At 47.2% G+C, this 21,455-nt stretch carries 25 protein-coding genes and 1 riboswitch; of the genes, 8 read left to right on the top strand and 17 right to left on the bottom strand.

Features of this window, described 5'->3' with window-relative positions; all coding sequences use genetic code 11:
* Positions 1-11: 11 nt before the first annotated feature.
* From ACUUHJ_RS24790 to cydC, 4 genes are read left to right on the top strand one after another with little or no spacing between them, the layout of a single operon-like run.
* Complete coding sequence (locus tag ACUUHJ_RS24790; protein ID WP_472300193.1) at positions 12-1,427, top strand: cytochrome ubiquinol oxidase subunit I; 1,416 nt, start codon at positions 12-14, stop codon at positions 1,425-1,427.
* Positions 1,417-2,430, top strand: a complete 1,014-nt coding sequence (gene cydB / locus ACUUHJ_RS24785; protein ID WP_289674240.1) for a cytochrome d ubiquinol oxidase subunit II — start codon at positions 1,417-1,419, stop codon at positions 2,428-2,430. The genes ACUUHJ_RS24790 and cydB overlap by 11 nt, the downstream gene beginning before the upstream one ends.
* Positions 2,430-4,175, top strand: coding sequence for a thiol reductant ABC exporter subunit CydD (gene cydD / locus ACUUHJ_RS24780; protein ID WP_472300192.1), 1,746 nt, complete (start codon positions 2,430-2,432; stop codon positions 4,173-4,175). Before cydB ends, cydD begins: the two co-directional genes overlap by 1 nt.
* Complete coding sequence (cydC, locus tag ACUUHJ_RS24775) at positions 4,172-5,926, top strand: thiol reductant ABC exporter subunit CydC (protein WP_472300190.1); 1,755 nt, start codon at positions 4,172-4,174, stop codon at positions 5,924-5,926. Before cydD ends, cydC begins: the two co-directional genes overlap by 4 nt.
* 44 nt (positions 5,927-5,970) lie before the next feature.
* On the opposite strand, the gene ACUUHJ_RS24770 is transcribed toward cydC, so the two are convergent.
* The 13 genes from ACUUHJ_RS24770 to queC all read right to left on the bottom strand — a co-directional run bounded on the left by ACUUHJ_RS24770 (position 5,971) and on the right by queC (position 14,410).
* Complete coding sequence (locus tag ACUUHJ_RS24770; protein WP_199929818.1) at positions 5,971-6,309, bottom strand: YmaF family protein; 339 nt, start codon at positions 6,307-6,309, stop codon at positions 5,971-5,973.
* A gap of 157 nt (positions 6,310-6,466) precedes the next feature.
* Complete coding sequence (gene ltrA, locus ACUUHJ_RS24765; protein ID WP_106834678.1) at positions 6,467-7,729, bottom strand: group II intron reverse transcriptase/maturase; 1,263 nt, start codon at positions 7,727-7,729, stop codon at positions 6,467-6,469.
* 598 nt (positions 7,730-8,327) lie between these two features.
* Positions 8,328-8,891: a signal peptidase I gene (lepB, locus tag ACUUHJ_RS24760; RefSeq protein ID WP_289674236.1), complete on the bottom strand. Its 564-nt coding sequence runs from the start codon at positions 8,889-8,891 to the stop codon at positions 8,328-8,330.
* A gap of 177 nt (positions 8,892-9,068) precedes the next feature.
* Positions 9,069-9,539: a GNAT family N-acetyltransferase gene (locus ACUUHJ_RS24755; RefSeq protein WP_289678144.1), complete on the bottom strand. Its 471-nt coding sequence runs from the start codon at positions 9,537-9,539 to the stop codon at positions 9,069-9,071.
* A gap of 26 nt (positions 9,540-9,565) precedes the next feature.
* Positions 9,566-9,745, bottom strand: coding sequence for a hypothetical protein (locus ACUUHJ_RS24750; RefSeq protein WP_472300188.1), 180 nt, complete (start codon positions 9,743-9,745; stop codon positions 9,566-9,568).
* A gap of 163 nt (positions 9,746-9,908) precedes the next feature.
* Positions 9,909-10,265, bottom strand: coding sequence for a group I truncated hemoglobin (locus ACUUHJ_RS24745; protein ID WP_472300186.1), 357 nt, complete (start codon positions 10,263-10,265; stop codon positions 9,909-9,911).
* A 140-nt stretch (positions 10,266-10,405) separates the two neighbouring features.
* Complete coding sequence (locus tag ACUUHJ_RS24740) at positions 10,406-10,966, bottom strand: hypothetical protein (protein ID WP_472300185.1); 561 nt, start codon at positions 10,964-10,966, stop codon at positions 10,406-10,408.
* Between the two features lie 194 nt (positions 10,967-11,160).
* Positions 11,161-11,526: an HsmA family protein gene (locus ACUUHJ_RS24735; protein ID WP_472300184.1), complete on the bottom strand. Its 366-nt coding sequence runs from the start codon at positions 11,524-11,526 to the stop codon at positions 11,161-11,163.
* A 131-nt stretch (positions 11,527-11,657) separates the two neighbouring features.
* Complete coding sequence (locus ACUUHJ_RS24730; protein WP_016738696.1) at positions 11,658-11,861, bottom strand: hypothetical protein; 204 nt, start codon at positions 11,859-11,861, stop codon at positions 11,658-11,660.
* 137 nt (positions 11,862-11,998) lie between these two features.
* Entirely contained in the window at positions 11,999-12,496 is a 498-nt protein-coding gene (gene queF, locus ACUUHJ_RS24725; protein ID WP_472300183.1) for a preQ(1) synthase, read from the bottom strand.
* Positions 12,497-12,537: 41 nt separating this feature from the next.
* Positions 12,538-13,257, bottom strand: coding sequence for a 7-carboxy-7-deazaguanine synthase QueE (gene queE, locus ACUUHJ_RS24720; RefSeq protein ID WP_289674230.1), 720 nt, complete (start codon positions 13,255-13,257; stop codon positions 12,538-12,540).
* Entirely contained in the window at positions 13,254-13,742 is a 489-nt protein-coding gene (gene queD / locus ACUUHJ_RS24715; protein ID WP_007729718.1) for a 6-carboxytetrahydropterin synthase QueD, read from the bottom strand. Before queD ends, queE begins: the two co-directional genes overlap by 4 nt.
* Positions 13,742-14,410 carry a 7-cyano-7-deazaguanine synthase QueC gene (queC, locus tag ACUUHJ_RS24710; RefSeq protein ID WP_472301241.1) on the bottom strand — a complete coding sequence of 223 codons (669 nt, stop codon included), beginning with the start codon at positions 14,408-14,410 and terminating at the stop codon, positions 13,742-13,744. Before queC ends, queD begins: the two co-directional genes overlap by 1 nt.
* 97 nt (positions 14,411-14,507) lie before the next feature.
* Positions 14,508-14,551, bottom strand: a riboswitch (PreQ1 riboswitch).
* Positions 14,552-14,705: 154 nt separating this feature from the next.
* On the opposite strand from queC, the gene ACUUHJ_RS24705 reads away from it, so the two are divergent.
* Entirely contained in the window at positions 14,706-15,731 is a 1,026-nt protein-coding gene (locus ACUUHJ_RS24705; RefSeq protein WP_472300182.1) for an asparaginase, read from the top strand.
* An 18-nt stretch (positions 15,732-15,749) separates the two neighbouring features.
* A complete protein-coding gene (locus ACUUHJ_RS24700) occupies positions 15,750-16,430 on the top strand; it encodes a copper homeostasis protein CutC (protein WP_234125367.1) in 681 nt (226 codons plus the stop codon).
* Between the two features lie 20 nt (positions 16,431-16,450).
* Here ACUUHJ_RS24700 and ACUUHJ_RS24695 read toward each other — a convergent pair whose 3' ends face one another.
* Entirely contained in the window at positions 16,451-17,563 is a 1,113-nt protein-coding gene (locus ACUUHJ_RS24695; protein WP_289674229.1) for a GerAB/ArcD/ProY family transporter, read from the bottom strand.
* A gap of 165 nt (positions 17,564-17,728) precedes the next feature.
* On the opposite strand from ACUUHJ_RS24695, the gene ACUUHJ_RS24690 reads away from it, so the two are divergent.
* The gene (locus ACUUHJ_RS24690; protein WP_472300181.1) at positions 17,729-18,538 is read left to right on the top strand and encodes a serine hydrolase; all 810 of its coding nucleotides are present in this window, start codon (positions 17,729-17,731) and stop codon (positions 18,536-18,538) included.
* Between the two features lie 13 nt (positions 18,539-18,551).
* On the opposite strand, the gene ACUUHJ_RS24685 is transcribed toward ACUUHJ_RS24690, so the two are convergent.
* Both ACUUHJ_RS24685 and ACUUHJ_RS24680 read right to left on the bottom strand, forming a co-directional pair.
* Positions 18,552-19,496 (bottom strand): aldo/keto reductase, encoded by a 945-nt coding sequence (locus ACUUHJ_RS24685; RefSeq protein ID WP_289674226.1) that lies wholly within the window; start codon positions 19,494-19,496, stop codon positions 18,552-18,554.
* A gap of 75 nt (positions 19,497-19,571) precedes the next feature.
* Complete coding sequence (locus ACUUHJ_RS24680; RefSeq protein ID WP_016741407.1) at positions 19,572-19,931, bottom strand: winged helix-turn-helix transcriptional regulator; 360 nt, start codon at positions 19,929-19,931, stop codon at positions 19,572-19,574.
* 174 nt (positions 19,932-20,105) lie between these two features.
* On the opposite strand from ACUUHJ_RS24680, the gene ACUUHJ_RS24675 reads away from it, so the two are divergent.
* Positions 20,106-20,948: an aldo/keto reductase gene (locus tag ACUUHJ_RS24675; RefSeq protein ID WP_289674225.1), complete on the top strand. Its 843-nt coding sequence runs from the start codon at positions 20,106-20,108 to the stop codon at positions 20,946-20,948.
* 69 nt (positions 20,949-21,017) lie between these two features.
* Here the strand turns inward: ACUUHJ_RS24675 and ACUUHJ_RS24670 are convergent, their stop codons facing one another.
* Entirely contained in the window at positions 21,018-21,314 is a 297-nt protein-coding gene (locus ACUUHJ_RS24670) for a Fur family transcriptional regulator (RefSeq protein ID WP_289674224.1), read from the bottom strand.
* Between the last annotated feature and the right edge of the window lie 141 nt (positions 21,315-21,455).

The following is a 21,455-nucleotide window of genomic DNA, read 5'->3' as shown; positions in this document are numbered from 1 at the left end:
GGATCTTGTACATGGACATAGTGGATTTGGGACGACTTCAATTTGCGATAACAACTATCTTTCATTTTGTTTTTGTGCCGATTTCCATTGGGCTGTCTTTATTGGTAGCCATTATGGAAACGATGTATGTAGTAAAAAAGAATGATTTGTACAAAAAGATGGCCAAGTTTTGGGGGACCTTTTTGCTCATCAATTTTGCTGTCGGGATTGTGACAGGAATTATGCAGGAGTTCCAATTTGGGATGAACTGGTCTGATTTCTCACGATTCGTCGGTGATGTATTTGGGACACCACTAGCGATTGAGGCCCTCTTAGCATTTTTCCTCGAATCGACTTTTATTGGACTATGGGTGTTTGGTTGGGATCGTTTGTCCAAAGGTGTGCATCTCGCCTGTATTTGGCTCGTATCCATCGGAACGATTCTTTCGGCTCTTTGGATTCTGGCAGCCAACTCGTTCATGCAGCAGCCAGTTGGCTTCGCTATCAATAACGGACGTGCAGAGATGGTCGATTTCTTTGCTCTTCTTACCAATGGACAATTACTATATGAATTCCCGCATACCGTATTTGCGGCAATTGCGACAGGTGCCTTCCTGATAGCAGGTATCAGTGCTTGGAAGCTGTTGAAAAAACAAGATGTTCCATTCTTTGTGCAATCTTTCAAAATTGCGATCGTGGTCGCATTGATTTCCTCGCTTGCTATTGCTCAATTCGGTCATGGTCAGGCACAGTATTTGGTTGCTACCCAACCGATGAAAATGGCAGCGAGTGAAGGGCTGTGGAAAACAAGCGCTGACCCAGCTCCTTGGACGGTTTTTGCAACGATTGATCCAGAAAAACAAGAAAACGGCTTTGAAATAAAAATTCCTTACTTGCTGAGCGTCCTGACTTACAACTCACTTTCAGGTTCTGTACCGGGCATGTTGGAATTGCAGGCAGAGTATGAGAAAACCTACGGTCCAGGAAACTACATACCACCAGTTCGGACGACCTTCTGGAGCTTCCGCATCATGGTAGCGGGCGGTAGTGCCATGATTTTACTGGCTTTGTACGGGGCATATCTCGCTTTACGCAAAAAGCTGGAACAGCCAAATAAGCGATTCATGCAGCTGATGGTTGCGGGTATCTCGTTGCCATTCATCGCAAACTCAGCGGGATGGATCATGACGGAGGTAGGTCGTCAGCCATGGACGGTATTCGGGCTGTTGCGTGTTGAAGATTCGGTTTCTCCAAGCATTAGCACAGGAGCGGTATGGTTCTCTCTCATCGCCTTCACAACGATTTATCTCATCCTGCTGTGCCTCTTGGCTTATCTGTTTGCTCGTGTGGCCAAAAAAGGACCGGAATTGGATGGTCATGAGGAAGTAGAGGATTTGCAGCTTCAGGATCCATTTGATCGTGTAAGGAGTGAACGTTATGGAGCTTAATGAACTGTGGTTCCTGCTCATTGCCGTACTGTTTACCGGATTTTTCTTTCTCGAAGGCTTCGACTTTGGGGTCGGCATGGCGACGCGCCTGCTGTCACGAAATGATTTGCAAACCCGGGTTCTGATCAATACGATTGGCCCGTTCTGGGATGCCAATGAAGTGTGGCTGATTACAGCCGCTGGTGCGATGTTCGCAGCGTTTCCAGAGTGGTATTCCACGATGTTTAGCGGATATTATCTCGTGCTTACGCTGATTCTGCTTGCGTTGATTGGGCGAGGGGTAGCCTTTGAATTTAGAGGCAAAGGAAAAGGAGAGGCTTGGAAAAAGACGTGGGACGCAGCGATTCTGATTGGAAGCTTTGTCCCGCCGATGTTGTTCGGAATGGTGTTTGCCAGCTTGGTGAAGGGTGTGCCGATTGATCAGAATATGGAAATGAGTGCGGGCTTCTCTGATATTGTGAATGGATACTCGTTGTGGGCAGGTGTGACAGTCACGGGGCTATGCTTGCTGCACGGTCTGAACTTCATCTCGCTGCGTACAGTGGGCGAGCTGCGTGAAAAATCACGTGTACTGGCAGCAAAGCTCTTGCCGATGCAGGGGGTTCTCATGGTAGTGCTTGTAGGGTGGACATTCATGGTAACGGATCTGTTTGAGCGGCAGGGTATTTTGTTGACAGTAGCTGTACTCTTAGGTGTTATCGCTTTTGTACTGGCTCGTCACTACTTGAGACAAGGCAGGGAAGGCTGGGCTTTCGGGATGACAGGTGCGATGATCCTGTTGACGTTCGTCTCGATGTTTATCGGTTTGTTCCCACGGGTGATGGTCAGCACGATTGATAGCGCGTTTGATTTGACCCTTTATAATGCAGCTTCGAGTCCATACACGCTAAAAGCAATGACCATTGTTGCAGCAGTGCTTTTACCGTTTGTGCTAGCCTATCAGGCTTGGAGCTACTTCGTTTTCCACAAACGAGTCACTGAAAAGGATCATTTGGAGTACTAATGGACAAGGAATTGTTCCGCTTACAAGGAATCCGACCGGTTATGCTGCTGCTAGCCGGTCTTTCCCTCCTGCAAAGTGTGGCGATTATCGGTCAGGCTCTGTTTTTGGCGAGGACGATTGCGATCTTATTTGAAGGTCAAACGGTTCAGATGGCGTATCAGCCGCTTGCCCTGTTTTTGGTCCTGATAGTCGCTCGTCATACCATCGTTTGGCTGCAAAAGAAAGTCGCTGGCCGTTTTGCAGAAGCTGCCAGTGAGTCTTTGCAAGGGCGCGTTTTATCCCGATTGTTCGAGCGTGGTCCACGTTTTGCAGCCAGTGAAGGAAGCGGAAAGCTTGTTACGCTTGTCCTGGAAGGGGTAGATCGTGTACGTACCTACCTGGAGTTGTCTGTTCCGCGTACGCTGGATATGGTTTTTGTTACGTTTCCGCTTCTGGCATTTGTCTACATGCAAGATGTGATTTCTGGACTAATCCTGATGGTAACGATGCCGGTTCTCATCGGATTTTTTATCGTTCTCGGTCTGGCGGCGCGTAAACAGGCAGACAAACAATGGCGATCGTATCGCATGCTTTCCCATCATTTCACCGATTCGCTTCGCGGGCTTGCGACACTCCGGTTTTTGGGACGCAGCAAAGACCATGGGGAGACTGTCGGAAGAGTGAGTGATCAATATCGATCCGCTACGATGCGAACGTTGCGTGTGGCCTTCTTGTCTTCTTTGGCACTCGACTTTTTCAGTATGCTGTCTGTTGCGTTTGTGGCGGTTGGTCTTGGGTTGCGGCTGATTGAAGGGAACGTCGGCTTTGAAACGGCATTGGTCATCCTGATTCTTGCACCGGAATACTTTTTGCCAGTACGGATGCTTGGAGCGGATTATCACGCTTCATTGGATGGCAAGGAAGCGCTGGGGACTATTCGTACCATTATCGATAGGGCCGCTACAGATGAACATAAGGCGGAACCGGAAGTAACGGTTAGTCAGACATCTGTGACAGGTGTATGGAATGGAACGATTACCTTGTCCGATATTCGGGTCGTCGGTGAGGATGGCAGACAGGTACTGCGTGAGGTATCTGCGGAATTGGGCAGCAATACGAGAAGAGTGGGCATTGTAGGGGCGAGCGGAGCAGGAAAATCAACCCTTCTCGGAGTGCTAGGCGGCTTTTCGGATCCCGAAGCTGGCGTGATACAAGTAAATGAGCAACCCATTACGGGGGATGCGAAGCCGGAGTGGCAGCGGCAAATCGCTTACATTCCACAGCATCCGTATTTATTCAATCAATCGTTGGCGGATAACATTCGCTTCTATGAACCGGAAGCGACGCAGGAACAGGTGGAGCAGGTGATTCGTGATGTTGGTCTGGGAGAGCTGGTGGACAGCTTGCCAAATGGCTGTGACGAAATCATTGGCGACGGGGGACGCACGTTAAGTGGCGGACAGGCACAGCGGGTTGCATTAGGACGTGCGCTGCTTGGCAACCGACCAGTGATTTTGCTCGACGAGCCGACCGCTCACTTGGATATTGAAACGGAATGGGAGCTCAAACAGACCATGTTGTCGGTGTTGGGGGACAGGCGCGTCTTTTTGGCCACACATCGCTTGCATTGGATGCGAGACATGGATTGCATTTGGGTAATGGACCAGGGACGACTGGTAGAAACGGGTACCTATGAACAGCTCGTTGCACAAAAAGGCGTATTTTATCAGTTGTTGACAGCTAGTGCCGAGGGGGAGAAAGGATGAAGGTAGCGCGAGAAGGCAATCAGGGGTGGTTTCTTCCATACTTTCGCCAGTTTTTCTGGCAGTTTGCCGGAGCGGCTTTGCTGGGAACCTTGGCAGTGGCATGTGCGAGTGCTTTGCTGTATACGTCCGGGTATTTGATTTCCCGCTCCGCACTCAAGCCCGAAAACGTCTTAATGGTCTATGTTCCCATCGTACTTGTCCGGGCTTTTGGCTTTAGCAAAGCAGTCATTCAGTACCTGGAGCGTTTGGTTGGACACGATGCAGCTTTGCGTGTATTGTCGCGCATGCGTGTGCGTTTGTACCAGGCCATCGAGCCGCAAGATCAGCTCCTCCGCACTCGTTTTCGTACGGGCGATCTGCTTGGTGTACTAGCGGATGACATCGAGCAACTACAAAATGTTTATCTGCGCTTTGTGCTGCCAGCCGTCTCAGCCGTCCTCCTCTACGGTGCAGGGATTGTGGCACTGGGAAGAATGGACGGGATGTTCGCGCTGCTGATGGCGTTGTACTGTGGTTTTCTTCTGATTGTTGCACCCGCAGTAGTCTTGTGGTCATCCATTGCCAAGAGTCGTCGATTCAAGCAGGAGAGACAGGCCGCATATCGGGAGTTGACTGATGCTGTTTTTGGCATGAGTGATTGGATTCTTAGTGGTCGTACACAGCAGTTTCTCCAGTTATTTTCGAAACGGCAAAAGACAGCTGCCCAGATCGAAAACGCCATCCGACGAGGAGAATGGCGAGTACAGTGGATGTCGCAGTGTGCAATCGGTGGAGCCATTGTCTTACTGGTCATCTGGGCGGGTGGACTTGCCGGTGCGAATCAGATTCCTGTTACGTTGATTGCTGCGATTGGGCTGGTCGCATTTCCGTTGATGGATGCGTTTGCCCGTATTTCTGATGCAGTTGTGCGAATGCCAGAATACAAGGAGTCTCTGGAGCGGCTTCGGGAGATCGAGGGCGGTCGTCCCTTTGTGGAAGCGGAGAAGGCAAAGGTGGCAGATCAAGCAGGGGGCATTTTGAAGCTCGATCATGTTTGTTTTCGCTACCCGCAGGCCAGCAGTTGGAGTGTGCAGGACGTGTCTTTTGAGGTGGCTCAAGGGGGCAAAATCGCGTTGCTTGGTCGCAGCGGAGCTGGTAAATCGACGATACTGAACTTGATTCGAGGGGCCTTACAGCCGGAAGCAGGTCAGGTGACTGTAAATGGACAGCCTGTCCAGTCAGAAGAGGCTTCTGCTTGTTTGTTTTCCGTGTTGAATCAGCAACCGTATTTGTTTGACACAACCGTAGCAAATAACATTAGGCTTGGTCGACCCGATGCCTCCGATGAAGAGGTTCGTGCCGTGACAGATCAAGTCGGTCTGGATCAGCTGATTGAATCCCTACCAGACGGTTATCAAACACGGATGCAGGAAACCGGTCTGCGCTTCTCTGGCGGAGAGAGGCAACGTATTGCCCTTGCCCGGATTTTGCTGCAAAACAAGCCGATTGTTCTCCTGGATGAACCGACGGTGGGATTAGATCCGTTGACTGAACGCGATTTGATGGCAACGATCTTCCGTGTCTTGCAAGGGAAAACATTGATTTGGGTGACTCACCACTTGAGCGGGTTAGAGCAAATGGACGAGATCATTTTTATGGAGCAGGGATTCATCTCGATGCGAGGGACACATGAGGAGTTGTATCAGGACAATCCAAGGTATCGCAACCTGTATACAATGGACTGTCCGTTGGTGTCCACGTTGGGAAAATAAGAAGAGGAAGGGAGGCTGTTCCGGAGAGGGACAGCCTTTTTCGCTTAAGATAGGGCCTCACTAGTTACGCCCCGGTAGTAATGAGTGTGCCCGTCATCATAAGTGGTTTGCCCTGAAAACTCGTGGTAATGACTTCCGTCAGGCAACGGAATAGGCGGACCTGTCCATCCCCTGTAGTGATGCACATGTCCATCATTAAAAGTAGTGGTACCTTCGTAGTAATGGACGTGTCGATCTCTCATTCCTTCTGGGGGCGATGTTCTGCCACGGATTCGGTGACGATGACGATCCGAAATGCTCGTCAGTGTGTCATATCCATGAAAATGCCCGGGTCGATCGGCAAATCGAATAAAGCGTAATGAATGAGAGTGCTGAGAGCCCATCAAGAAACGCCCCTTTGCATGCATTTATCACTAGTAAATGCGTTTGTCAGCCGTTTCGAAACGGGCATTCGTCTATTGGGAAAAATCGAGTAGGAGGGAGTGACTAACTCCCGTCCTCTCACACCACCGTACGTACCGTCCGGTATACGGCGGTTCATCAAGCTTGACGAAGAACAGAATATCGTTGTACTAAACTTTTCAGCCCTTGTTGTTGCCAGTATGCAACTCCGAGGGCTTTGTGTATTTGAGGAGTCTTTGTGGAACGCCACGCACCCTTTCGGGTGTTTGCAATTTCTATTGCTTGGACGTGTGATAAACCCAGAGAACGAAGTTCTCGATATCGGGTTTTTATTCGCTTCCACTGAGACCACAAGCAAAGTCGGAGTCTACGCCGTATCCATTCTTCGATGGATTGTAGAATTTTCTTTGCATCTGCAAGGGCGAAATATCCAACCCATCCCATGAGATACTGGTTTAGCTTCCGAATCCTTTCATCCATAGAGATGCTCCATACCGGATTTGTGATGAAGCGGATTTTCTCTTTCAACTTCAGAAGTGATTTTGGATGAAGCCGAATCCTTGCTTGCTTTGCGTTAGTGAAACTGAAACCGAGGAACTTACGTTTCCAAGGTCGATCCACTGCACTTTTCTGCTCATTTACTTTTAGCTTAAGTACCTTCTCCAAGTAGTTTTGGATACTCTCTTTTACCCGTTCTCCCGCCCGCTTTGTTTTCACGTAGATGTTGCTATCGTCTGCGTATCTACAAAAGCGATGTCCTCTCTTTTCCAGCTCTTTATCCAAGTCGTCAAGCAGGATGTTCGCCAATAACGGACTAAGCGGGCCACCTTGTGGTGTGCCTTCTACTGCCGAGAGGCAGACTCCATTGATCATGATGCCTGCTTGTAAGTATGCGCGAATAAGTTTCAACAAAGCTTTGTCTTTTACTTTTCGGGCAACCCGACTCATTAAAATATCGTGATTTACCCGGTCGAAGAATTTCTCTAAGTCCATATCTACGACAAAGCGATATCCTTCGGAAATATAAGATTGTGCTTGTCTCATAGCGTCATGCGCACTGCGATTCGGTCGGAATCCGAAACTGGATTCTGAAAAGTGGGGATCGAATATGGGAGTAAGAACTTGGAGAATGGCTTGTTGGATTAAGCGATCTATCACGGTAGGAATACCTAATAACCTTACCCCTCCGTCAGTTTTCGGGATTTCGACTCTGCGGACAGGGGAAGGTTTATAGGTTCCTTTCATAATCTGTTCTTTAATGGTTAACCAGTGTTCACGGATATAATCGCGCAGTTGTTCGGTTGAAACACTGTCGATTCCCGCCGATCCTTTGTTTCTTTCCACTCTTTCGAGCGCCACTAATAGATTTTCCCGTGATAGGACTTTCTCCAACAACTCCATGACGATACCCTTTCCTTCGCACGCATCCTTCTAGTCTTGTCGGTCAATACTCAGCCCTCTCTTGTACCCTCAGGGCTTCACCCTTATTCTCCAAGAGTAGTTCCTTACGGAATTCTGCTTCACAGTTTGATCACGAAAGTGATTAGCGGATGTGTTGACTTAATGTTCAGCCCTTCCCCGTTCAAGCGTCCTATACTTGGGTACTATGGCTTCTGCTGACTTCTGCATGTTCAGCGACTCCTTACGGAGACGGTTACCAACATTTGAAGGCACTTCATGCAGACCTCCCCAGGTAAGAACGATAACTTTCATCCCATGTACCTGCCCAAGTTTACTGCTGTATTCCTTGGCTGTATAGGGCTTCGTCTTGTTCAGCAGACTCGCCCGAATACAACAGCCTCAAATTGGATTCGTGTACCTCAGGTCGGGACTTTGCCGCCGGCTTCCTCCAGATTCCACCTCACGGTAGACACCCTTGCCTTGAGCTAACGGTTGGTACAGCCAACCCCCGTTCGGGACTTACACCCTAGAGTTATCGCCCATGCTGGGCGCACGGAAAGAGAGCCCTCCTCAGTGGAAAAGGCTCTCTCACGTCTGATTAAAACAGTTTTTTCCCCATGATATGATCGAGTGGAATCACGCCAATGACTCTACTATCATCGCTATTGTTACGATTGTCCCCCATCACAAACACATGGTTTTCTGGTATGACGATTTTGGCATCAGGTAAGTCAACCATTTTTTCTTTTATGTACGGCTCGTTTAACGGCTGACCATTCCGATACAGGCTCTCGTTCTTAAACTCCAACGTATCGCCAGGTTTTCCGATGACTCGTTTTACCCAGAATGTTTTGGCTTCGCTTTTCCCCATGGCAAGCATGAGTAGAGGATTTTCAAGGATGTCATCTTTTAACGTACGATCACGGTTTACACGGCTGTCGATCACGACAATATCGTTGTACTCAGGGAGATAAGAGAATGTGTGGGACAATTTCGACACATAGATGCGTTCGTCGTTTTGTAAAGTGGGCTCCATCGATTGTCCATTCACTTTAAAAGGTTGGAGGACAAATATGTTAACCAGCATTGCGAGTGAAAGGGAGATGCCCAATGTTTTGGTCCAGCCCCATATTTCTTTTGCGCTTTTCAAATCAGACCGCATCCTTCCCTGTGAAAGATTACTTTAGTGTGGCTACTGATTAGTACGTGAAACGGTGCTTTTGGGTTACATAAATGAAAAAGAGGAGCTTGTGAAACAGCGCCAAATCCAAGTGCTTTCAGCATGTGAACGACCTACTTTTTTGGATATTTTAAACGATAATGACGAGTGGTCATACCATTAGAGCTTTTTAACAAAAGTAACCCGGTCATTTCCTTTTCCATCATAATTAGAAGTCACATCGATTCCATCCACGCTTTTATCTCCTTTTTCAACGGCAAAACCTAGCTTCGTGTGGAAGGAGATTGAGCCTTTATTAACGGGGGAGGTAATGCATCGAATCGTATTACATCCTTTTTGTTCTACGGTTTGAAAGAAATGATGGTATAATTCGCGTCCCCAGCCATCTTTTCTCTTGTCCGGATGTACCCCAACGAAATGAATATAAGCTTCGCCAGGCAACGTTTGGGACAAGAAGCCGATGAGGAACGCGATGACTTCCCCTTTCTCTTCAACAATAAAGCTCGTTGACTGGAAATGGATAAAAAACAGCTTGGGTAACATATCAGACATTTGCCGCCCACCCCACCAATCGTTGAGGACGGTAATAACCTTGAGGTAGTCTTGCTCTTGTACATTTCGGATTTGCATCATGCGTGCCTCCTTCTCAACATGTCTCACTGTGACAAGTCTTTCTGCTCGGGCAATTTTTCCCAGACGACAATGATTAGCGTTGCGATAGGGCCGAGGAATAAAGTGAGAAAAAACCAGTTAAGACCGCTACGATTTTTTCCTTGAGCGAGTCCGGCGTTGATGAGGGCCAATGTACCCCAACCAACAACATATTGATCTTCCATTTGGGAGTCTGCCTCCATTGTTGAAATATTGCTCGTATGATATACGTAATGAAGGAAATAGAGTTGCAGAAAATTTCACAAAATGTGTAAGACCAAACGAAAAATGGCCAATCGAATCGAAGGGCCATGGAGAGGAACTGCATCGGGCGTTTTGATAGCTCGGTTATTTATACAAAATATCATCCCGTAGTGATCCTACTTTGCCGAGAGCATCGGCAATATCCTCTTCGCTGACACCAAAGTGAGCCAAGGCATCATGCAAATGCTTAACGATGGCATCAAAATGAATGGGTTGCAGATTCATCCCTTCGTGAACCTTGGCCATGGACTGTCCAGTGTATTGATTCGGACCACCGAGGGCATAGCTGATGAACTTAGTTTGGTGTCTACGTTGTTTTTCCATATCCGTGTTTTTGAAAAAGTGGTTCACGGTATCATCAGCTAAAACTAAATCATAAAAGTAGTCCACTACTTTTGCGACCGTATCTTCCCCACCGTATTTTTCGTAAAATGTACTCATCATTGGCCTCCTGAGGACGTTTGCTTCCCTTATATATTCCACCATTGATGGAAAGTTATTAAAGAAAAGCCCGCAAGCTGATGCCGATTGCATTTCGACGTCAGCCTGCGGACTAGATGCCATGCCATGTGCGCTTTGTATTAGCCAATTTTCCTGATTACTTTCGAATTTCCACCTGAACTAACCATGATCCATCCTTCGGGAACAGGCGAGGCTTGCATTACCTCAATCTGCGTTCCGTTAGGAGCACCATTGACATTTCTGATCACATTCGATCCTCCAAAGGCTCGAACCATGACCCATCCGACTGGAATAGGAGAGGCGAGCATCACCTCTATCTCCGTGCCATAAGAAGCACCGTTCACATTCTTGATGACATTCGATCCTCTAAAAGCTCGAACCATGACCCATCCGCTGGGGATAGGCGAAGCGAGCAGCACCTCTACCTCTGTGCCATAAGAAGCACCGTTCACATTCCTGATCAGGTTCTGCGTTCCTAACGTTCTAACGATAACCCATCCGGCTGGAATAGGTGAGGTAAGCGACACCCAGAATTCTTCACCATACGTGGCTGCCTTTTCCTGTGCAGGGAACGCTGCCCCTTGGACATGTGTGGCTAGCGAGGGTACTACGACGACTGAACTTAATGACAGAATAATAAGTGCTTTTTTAAACATGATCATCAACCTTTCTGAAATCATGAATATAATTCCTTAAATACCATTTTATTACATGTTATACAATTATGATTCTGATTACTTTAAGAGATATTGTCGAATGGTAGGCAAAGTTGACGATAGGTTGAACAGCCACGAGAAAAGCAAAAGACCCTCTCATCGGTTGAGAGGGTTGAGGTAAAGGTAAACTGTCCGCGTGCGGGGCGTGGAGAACATTCCTATTTCATAAAGCTTAAAGCGACACCAATGGAATAAGGTACAAGCCATAAAATCCATACGATCAAGCTAAATTTATGGAACTGCTTGATTTGATGTTCTTTCTTTTTCCATAGAACGACACAGGCCCACACTGTATGGAAAAACATCAAGATCAGAGCGATCAACCCGGTAATGCCATGCAAATTTAAACTGGAGTTCTCAGCAAGCAGTTTCATAAACGTAGTTCCGATCGTATCGAATGCTAAGCCAAAACCAAAAAAGATAAGGTGTTTTAACTTCAGCTCTCCTGAACGTTTTTCGCTCCATACCCCAATCGTATAGGCGATGAGAGCAAGATTTATAAAAATCACGGCTGCTGCTAACATGTAAGATCATCTCCTGTTCATTTCTTTTGATTACGCTTGTAAGTGTAATCGTTGAACATGAACATAAGATGAACGACAGTGTAAATGGAGGTACCGATGCCCCTCAAATGAGGAGCACCAGTACTGCAAAGCTAGTTGTCTAGGTGCGATGGACCATCTGCATGAAACAAGTGTCTCAAGATCGCTTGACTCACTTCGGTCACTGGTTCAAAAACAAAAGCAACCAGATGTTCATGTGGCTCCAGATAGTAATTCCTGTAGCCGAGTTGAATCAACTCCCGATTGAGTCGCGCTGCATCTTCGAAACTTGCATAGAAATACAGATGCTTGGTCATGGTAATCACCTCCTTCCGCACTAAAACGTAGCAGAAGGAGTAGAATCTCACCAACGATCATGATCTTGATTTCTAATTGGAAAAGGAAAAACCCCTATAAAAAATAAGGGTTTCTCCTTTCACATTACCTATTTGCTCTACCGATTGTCCACTTTCTCCGGATACATATCATGATTCATCATCCGATGGTTCGCCATCTCCTCGTACTTCGTCCCCGGTTTCCCGTAGTTGCAATACGGATCGATCGAGATGCCGCCGCGCGGAGTGAACTTGCCCCATACCTCGATGTAGCGCGGGTCCATCAGCTTGATCAAATCGTTCATGATAACATTGACGCAATCCTCGTGAAAATCACCGTGATTACGGAAGCTGAACAAGTATAGCTTGAGCGACTTGCTCTCTACCATTTTGATATCAGGAATGTAGCTGATATAAATCGTCGCAAAGTCTGGTTGTCCGGTAATCGGGCACAGACTGGTGAATTCCGGGCAGTTGAATTTTACGAAATAATCGCGGTACGGATGCTTGTTATCAAAAGTCTCCAATACGCTCGGGTCATAGGAGTAGTTGTACGTTGTCCCTTGATTCCCCAAAAGAGTGAGGGAGGATAAATCGCGTTCTTGTTGGTGTGCCATATGAGTGCAGTCCTCTTTTCTTCATGAGAGTAAAATATCGTTTAAACGCCTCGTTTATTGCCCCAGACAAGCGCATGTAGTTGGGGAAGAACCTTTGCGTCGTTCATGTCAGGTGTCGCCATCGCCTGATCGATCAGCCATTCAAAGCTCTCCAAAAGCTTATCCCGAAGCGAAGGCGTATCAGCGTCAGTCAGATCGCTGTTTCCTGGCTGCAAGTAGAAGGGAACCCCTGGAAAACGCTGATGGATGGTGCGTGCATAGGCAAAATCGGCGTCGTCGAAAACAACAACTTTCAGACTAAGTCCTGGGTGTTTTTGATCCAAGAGCGCGTGCACAATTCGATCAAGCGCTTGAAAATCAGTTTCCATCCCGGAACTAGGCGGCTTAGGAGATAGCGTAATGTCGTCAATCAGTGGAAGCCACGCTTGCCACTTGCTGCCTTGTGTTTCGACTGCTGTGCGAATGCCATGCTCCTTCAAAAGGGCGATTAAGTCACCGATGCCAGCCAAAAGCGCAGGATTTCCCCCGGAAATCGTGACATGAGAAAAACGGTCCCCGCCTAAGCGAGTGAGCTCCTCCCAGACCGCCTCGGGCGACATTTGCCGGATTTCATCACGGGCAGATCCATCCCACGTAAAGGCGGAGTCACACCAGGTGCAACGATAGTCACAGCCAGCGGTTCGCACAAACATCGTTTTTTGCCCGATAACCATTCCTTCGCCCTGAATGGTAGGGCCGAATATTTCCAAGACCGGGATCATTCCGTCATCCACTCCCGTCTTGCCTCTGCATAGCTGGTCGGTGTCTCGAACAGGCGAACGAACTCCACCCGAGCGCCGTTGTATCGGTCGCGGTAGGCATCTGACTGCAATTGCTTTTCCATCTCTTCGAAAATCCACACGACCATGTTTTCAGCAGTGGTATTCATCGGGGGAAGCATTTCATTCAGATAGCGATGATCCAAATAAATTTCGATGTGCTCTTTCCAGATTTGCTTGATGTCACCGAAATCGATCACGAGTCCGATCTCGTCCGGAAAGCCACTGATGCCAAAGACGACCGTGTACGTATGGCCGTGGAGGTTTTTGCACTTTCCTTCATAAGCGTGCAGATGATGTGCAGCGTCAAAAGTAAATTCCTTGCTTACCAAAACGCGTTTGTTATGGTAGCGAAGCTGTGATTTTTGAATATGGGTACCCAGTGCCTGCATGCGATCGACGATACGAAAATCAAAGTTCGCGCTCATCAGGCTTGTTCTCCAGGTTGATTTTTCTCGGAAAGATACGTGTCTAATCCGGCTTTTCGCAGGTGGCAGGCAGGGCATTCGCCGCAGCCGTCTCCTTTGATGCCGTTATAGCAGGTGAGGGTATTTTCGCGAATATAAGAGAAGGCACCCAGATCGTCCGCCAGTTTCCATGTCTGTGCTTTGTTCAGCCACATGAGCGGCGTATGAATCACAAACGGATAGTCCATCGACAAATTCAATGTCACGTTGAGTGATTTGATAAAGGCGTCACGGCAGTCGGGATAACCGCTAAAATCCGTTTCGCATACACCGGTAATCAAGTGACGTGCTCCTCGTTGCTTGGCGAAAACGCCCGCAAAGGAAAGGAACAACAAGTTGCGTCCGTCAACGAACGTGGATGGTAATTGGCCTTCTTCTTGGGTAATATCGATATCTGTGCGGGTGAGTGCATTGGGCGCGAGCTGGTTTAACAGGCTCATATCCAATACGGAGTTTTTGACGCCGAGTTCTGCGGCAATTTGCTGGGCGTACTCGATCTCCAGCTTGTGTCGCTGACCGTAGTCAAATGTGAGGGTTTCTACTTCGCCGAATTGCTCTTTTGCCCAAAACAGGCAGGTAGTGCTGTCCTGACCCCCGCTAAAGACAACAACGGCTTTTTCCTTTTTCATCATTGCTCTCCATCTCCTCTTAATTGAATGGGAAGAAAGAGAGTTCTTGAACTTTCCTGCAAAAAAACAATAACAATACCAAAGAAAGGTACTGTTATCCAGCTTAGTTTTTTATAGAGGGAGTTCGCGAACCTCTCCCGTGCAGATGCACGGATTTCTTATTTGTGGAACCCAAGTGGGTGCCTTGAGACATTATACAACAATCACCGCAAAAGTGGGGGGATTATCGCTTGGAAAAAGATTGACGGATGGAGGCTGCTACTGCTAGTGTTTTTTCATAATCGATCAACATGGAGTGGAGTTGGTGATTTTGATAAGAGACGTCCCTTTAGTAGAAGAATATCGCGGTGGTATTCTAGAGAACGTACATAACGGCATCGTGTGCGGCGTGAATGAAAAAGGAGAGGTGGTTTATCGGGTAGGAGATGTGAATCATATCACCTTATTGCGCTCCGCAGCTAAGCCCTTTCAAGCCATTCCGATTGCCAAACGTAAAATTGATGAAAAATTCGGACTGAATAACGGAGAAGCAGCACTCTTTGCAGCCTCACATCGTGGAGAAGTCTATCATATAGAACACTTGGAGTCGATTTTACAAAAGACCGGCATTCAGGAAAACGAATTGCTTACGTGCCCGACTTATCCGCTCAACGAGGAGCCGAAGTTTGCTTGCTTGTCCCAAGGCAAAGAAAAGCGCAGGCTCTTTCATAACTGTGCGGGAAAGCATTTGGGGTACTTGGCGCTGTCAAAGGATCAAGGATACTCCACTCATGATTACTACAAGGCAGAGCATCCAGCGCAACAAGAAGCCTTGGAGGTGTTTGCCAGCCTTGCTGATTATCCAAAAGAGCAGGTCCAGCTAAGCGTCGACGGCTGTGGCTTCCCGGTTTTTGCGTTGCCGCTCAAGAACCTGGCGATTGCTTATCTAAAGCTCGCGTGCCCGGATCTGATCGAGGATCAGAAGACGCGTGAGGCAGTAGAGAGAGTGTCAGGCTGGATGACGCGCAGTCCCGAGATCATTGCCAGTCACAACTTCATCTGTACAGCTCTTTTAATGGATGAAAATATAATCGCCAAAGGCGGAGCAATGGGCGTATACGGCTTTGCTTTGAAAAGGGAGAGACTCAGCTTCTCGCTTAAGGTACTGAATGGCTCTGAATTCGTATGGCCGCTTATAATCGCGTCGATCTTGGAGCAGATTCAGTATGATAATCAGGAAACCATCGACCGACTCCATACGCTGGCGCCAAAAGCTATTAAAAACGACAATCAGCTGGTGGTCGGGGAGAAACGACCAGTTTTTGTCTTGAACAAATGCTAAAAATGGAGGCGAAGTATCATGCTAGTGGAAGTGATTGCGACTTCAGTTGAGGATGCAAAACGTGCTGAGCAGGGCGGAGCTGATAGGCTGGAGCTCATCTCGGGAATTTTGGAGGGAGGCATTACTCCGAGCTGGGGATTGATTGAGGCAGTGGTCAAGGCGGTTTCGATCCCAGTAAACGTCATGGTGCGACCGCATAGCCAATCGTTTTGCTATACAGCAGAAGAACTTTCTGTCATGCGGCAGGATGTACGGATCATCCGTGAGCTTGGGGCGGCAGGTGTCGTAATTGGCATGCTAACTCCGGAAAATAGGCTTGATCAGCGGGGGATGGAGCAGTTGCTTGGTGAATCAGGTTCATTACATGTGACATTCCACCGTGCGTTTGATAATGCCGTCGATCAAATGGAAGCAGCACGTATTCTTCTGGAATATCCCCAGGTTCGTACGATTCTAACTTCTGGGGGCAAAAAAACGGCAATCGAGGGTGCTGATTGCATCGAGCAGCTCGTCAAGCTGACAGAGAACACACAGCTTGCGATTTTGGCAGGAAGCGGATTGTCGCTGGCTAACGTTGGAGACCTCGTGAAACGTACGGGTGTCAAAGAGGTTCATTTTGGATCGGCAGTACGAGAGGAAGGACAGGCTCTCCGATACGTTGATGCAGAGCGAGTGGCAGCGATCAAACAACTACTGTAAGCATAAAACAAGCCGACACCTTACTTCTGGAGGGTAGTCGGCTTGTTGTTCATTTGCTTCCGTATCCAGTAACCGACGAGAAGAATCAACGGATACAAGAACCCTATTGTTAAATCAAAGAATGGCCAGTACGTATACGATTCGTATAAAAAAGCTTGGTTTGGAACGATGATAATCGCGATGGCGACAAATAAGATGCAAATGGGCAAGGTGAGCAACTGATGCTCCTTTAAATGGAGAAGCTGCTTTATCCCTACACAGAAACCATACATATACAGTACGACTTTGAAATAAATGGAGACAAACCACATGAGAGCCATCATTGCTTCCTGCCTTTGAAAGAACTCTCCTACATGGACTCGTTTGGCGAGGGAGTAGCTCGGAAAGGTCTCACGGGAAACCAATTCCGGACCGAGCGCCAAAAGCGATAAGAAGATGACGGCAAGCAGACAAACGCCACCGTATATCGCTCCTCGCAAAAATGCAGATGTGAGCTTTTGTTTTGCATCGAGAAGTGGAGTAATCATGAGGAAAATAACCAGCTCTGAGAAGGGAAAAGCGGTCACGGAAAATACTCCTCTTATAACGGGCTTCATGCCATTTTCCAAGAAGGGGAGAAGGTTCACGAATTGGAACTGAGGGGTTAACAAAAGAAAAAACGAAACGAACGTAAGGACAAACCAGAGGAAAAAGATTTCGCTGGTCCGTGCAAAAGCTTCAAGGCCTAAACGAACAGCGTATATGGCACAGGCAACAAGTAAAAACATGACAGCTTGAATAGGTGTTGCTTTCATAATGTGCGTAGTCATGAAATCGCCAATTGTTCGTATATAGACTGCGCCATTGATTAACACAGCCCCCATAAAGAGGATGGAAAAGACTGTCCCGAGCCAACGTCCAAATATGAGCTTGTTCTTTTCAATCAGCGTTTGTTCGGGGTAAATGCGACCGACTACACAAAACAAGTATACAATGGCTAGCCCCAGCGCCATGCCGATCAAGCCTGATAGCCATCCATCGTGACCCGCTTCAGTCGCAGGTACAGAAGGTAAGATCAAGATGGAATCTCCTATGGTGATGAATGTTACGAGGATGACAAATTGGCGGTTGCCTATTTTATCGGAGTTCTGCATGATGCCTCACCTTGTCCGTAGGTTTATCTTACGTATTATTTCCAAGTTCAAGATGGATAAACGAACGGTAAGCGGGTACGGTCTCTTGTTTGATTTGTTTTCGGAATAATATGATAATGGGGAGGGACCAAAAACTACGAACAACGGGAGAAGGGAAGAAAAGCTGTGGAGCTGGAAAAAAGGTTGTCGGCTATTATCGGACAAGCGGAGGGGACTTGGGGCGTCGTTGTGGAGGAACAGGGCTCAGCGAAAGGAACCCGTTTTGAACATGTACCGGACGAGCTGTTTATTGCGGAGAGCGTCATTAAAGTGCCGATCATGGCTGCCGTTTTCGCGGCAAGTGAGCAGGGGCATTTTCGTTTGGATGATCAGCTTGTTCTACGCCAAGAAGATCTGGTAGGGGGATCGGGGATTTTGTACGCGCTATCCCCAGGCTTGAGGCTCACGATTCGCGACTTGGTGACCCTCATGATTATTCAGAGCGACAATACGGCGACAAATATGCTGATTGATTTGGTAGGAAAAGATCAGATTGATCAGACCATGATTGATTTGGGAATGCACCAAAGCTGTTATTCACGCAAACTCATGATTTATCCACTCGATATCACAGAAAACAATAAGATAACCGCTGGGGATGTTGCGAGTATGCTAGGTCATTTGGCAACGGGCAGTTTTCTGTCTCAACGTGCCTGCAAAGAGATGGTCGCCATTATGAAAAAGCAGCAAGTCCGTAATGGTCTGCCGTCCCAATTACCAAATGAGGAAGAATCCAATTATCCTGGATGGGAACTACCGTGTAAATCCGGCTGGGATACCGGCAGACAGCATGATGTAGGCTTGCTATATACGAACAATCGTTGCTTTTCGATTACGGCCTTATCCAAAGATGTAACCGCTCAATCTGCTCTGAACACACTGGGATTACTGGGAAGAGCTGTGTATGACTACGCTATTTTGGCTGTCGATAATTAGATCGGCAGCTTTTTTAATTGTTGATGGACAGAACTTGTTTGGAAACCATATCGATCTCTTGCAATTCCGACGAGGTCAAAGAAAAGCGCATAGCTTTGACATTTTCCTCCGCATGATGGACCTTGGACGCGCCTGGAATCGCAAAGACCGTTTCGCCATGAGCGTGAATCAACCAGTTCAAGGCAATTTGTGTAGCGGATGCATCGTATTTACGTGCAAGCTCCTCCAAGACTGTGATGAGCGGCTGGGACTTTTTTAGCCAGGTGGAACGAAAGGGTGATGTCCATTTTCGGGGTCCTGTAATGGACTGAACAAGAGCTGGATTTTTATGAAACTTGCCGCTTAGAATCCCCTGTTCAAGCGGGGAATAGGCGATAATGGCAATGCCCAGCTCTTTTGCCGTATCCAGAATCCCGTTTTGTTCGATTCTCCTGTCCAGCAGGCTGTATTTCACTTGATTGGAGATGAGACGCAGGCCATGCTCGCGCAATACGCGATCGGCTTCCCGCATGTTTTTAGCGGAAAAATTACTGACGCCTACGTTCTGTATCTTGCCTTGCTTGACGAGCTTGGCCATTTCATTCATTTCGCTTGCAACAGATGACAAGGAGTAGGGCTGGTGGACTTGATGCAAATGGATGGTGCGGTTGTCGAGTAAACGAATGCGCTCGTCGATTGTGTTCCCGATGCTTTTGGCGGTGCGAAATACAGGCCACCATTTTGTCGCAATATGAGCAGAATCAGCTAGTGTCCCGGCGTCTTTAAGAGCTTTTGCCAGCATCTGTTCTGATTGACCTTTGCCGTATACTTCTGCGGTATCAAACCAGTTAATGCCCCCATGCAAACTCGTCTGCACAATTTTTAAAACATCGTCAGGTCCAATGACAGGCCAAAACTTCCCCACTATTCCGTTTCCATTGCTAAACTGCCAGCAGCCGAGACCGAGTGGAGAAAGCATTAGGTCTGAGCCCCCCAATTTACGTAAGACAGGTGTTTCGAGTGCTCCCAAGCCACTTCACCTACTCCCGTTCAATTATTGGTTTAAAATGCTTTCTTCCAATACAGCATACTTGTCGCCGTACTCCTTAATGATATGCTTTTCGCCCCATAAGCAAAGTGAATCGAGAATACTTTTCAAGGTCCAGCCGTACTCGCTGAGCTCATACTCTACTTTTGGCGGAACTTGATTGTAAATGATCCGGCTGATGATACCATCCTCTTCAAGCTCTCTAAGTTGCTGTGTCAGCATCTTCTGCGTAATGCCCGGCATCAGTCGTTTCAACTCACTTGTACGTTTTTTTCCGTGAGTCAGGTGACACAAAATAACGCATTTCCATTTACCGCCGATGACCTCAAGTGTAGCTTCCACTGATATGTTATACTTCTTTTTCACTGTTGATTTCCTCCTGAACGATAGGTACTTATTAGTGCCTATCACACAAAAAAGTGCGTACTTTTTCTTTTCGTTAGTTTATCTCATAATAACACTTGTCAAACGACATGAAGCACATTAGGTGACTGGAAACAGTCATACTAACATAGAGTACAAGGATGGAGGAGACAAGTTATGCCAAAACATTTGCAAGATACAACTACACTGTACAACGGAGTAAAAATGCCTTGGATGGGTCTGGGTGTTTTTAAAGTAGAGGAAGGTCAGGAGCTTGAGCTAGCTGTAAAAAACGCAATCAAGCATGGCTACCGCAGTATCGACACAGCCGCTATTTATAACAACGAAGAGGGTGTTGGCCGTGGAATCCGTGCAGGTTTGCAGGAAGCGGGCCTCACTCGGGAAGATCTTTTTGTTACCTCGAAAGTATGGAATGCGGATTTAGGGTATGAGTCTACGTTGCAAGCATATGAAACGAGCCTGAAAAAACTCGGGCTGGAATACTTGGACTTGTACCTCATTCACTGGCCGGTAGAAGGAAAGTTCAAAGAAGCATGGAGAGCATTGGAGACGCTGTACAAAAAAGGATTGGTAAAAGCGATCGGGGTGAGCAATTTCCACGTTCATCATTTAGAAGAGCTGCTTAAAGACGCTGAAATTAAGCCGATGGTCAACCAAGTGGAATTCCATCCGCGCTTGTCCCAAGATGAACTGCGTGCCTACTGCAAGGAGCAAGGGATTCAATTTGAAGCATGGTCTCCGCTTATGCAAGGTCAGCTATTGGACAATCCAGTACTAAAAGGAATTGCAGAAAAATACGGGAAGTCCATTGCCCAAGTCATTATACGCTGGGATTTGCAAAATGGCGTCGTAACCATTCCAAAGTCGACCAAAGAGCATCGAATCGTCGAGAATGCATCCGTATTTGATTTCGAACTAACGAATGAAGACATGGAAATGATTCATTCGCTGAATCAAAATCACCGTGTTGGTCCAGACCCAGATAACTTTGATTTTTAATAGCTGACGGTCAACAAAAAACTCCTGATGATTTCAGGAGTTTTTTGCGTTGAAGAAAAGGAATAGGAATCAAATGACTTCTGGCAACTGAATGTCGTCCATCGTTACCACACATTCAAATTGATTGGGGGAGTCGTGGTGAATATGCTCCTTGAAAATACCCATTTTCACGAAAAAGCGCAGGCTGGTGTAAACGGTTGAAAGTGTGATGTTTGGCATCTCGTTTTTCAAAGCGTGATAAATGTCTTTGGCAGTATAGAATTTCCGAGTAGTAAGCATAAGAAGGAGTACGGCTCTTCTTTGGATGGTTAATCTTTTTCCTAGATTCTTGACTTGTTGTGTGACACTGACAATATGATCGTCCATTACAGGTCACCTCGTTCTTATATTATAATAATTACTATATGATAATTATCCTTTTTATTTTGTGTGCAGTCAACTTTTTCTTTCCGTATCTTATCCGGCTCATGGCTTGCGTGTGCATGTTTCTGGGGGATGCGTAAATCT

The organism is Brevibacillus schisleri (genome assembly GCF_055685845.1).
Note: the sequence above shows the minus strand (reverse complement) of the source record. Positions and strands in the feature narration are given on the sequence as shown.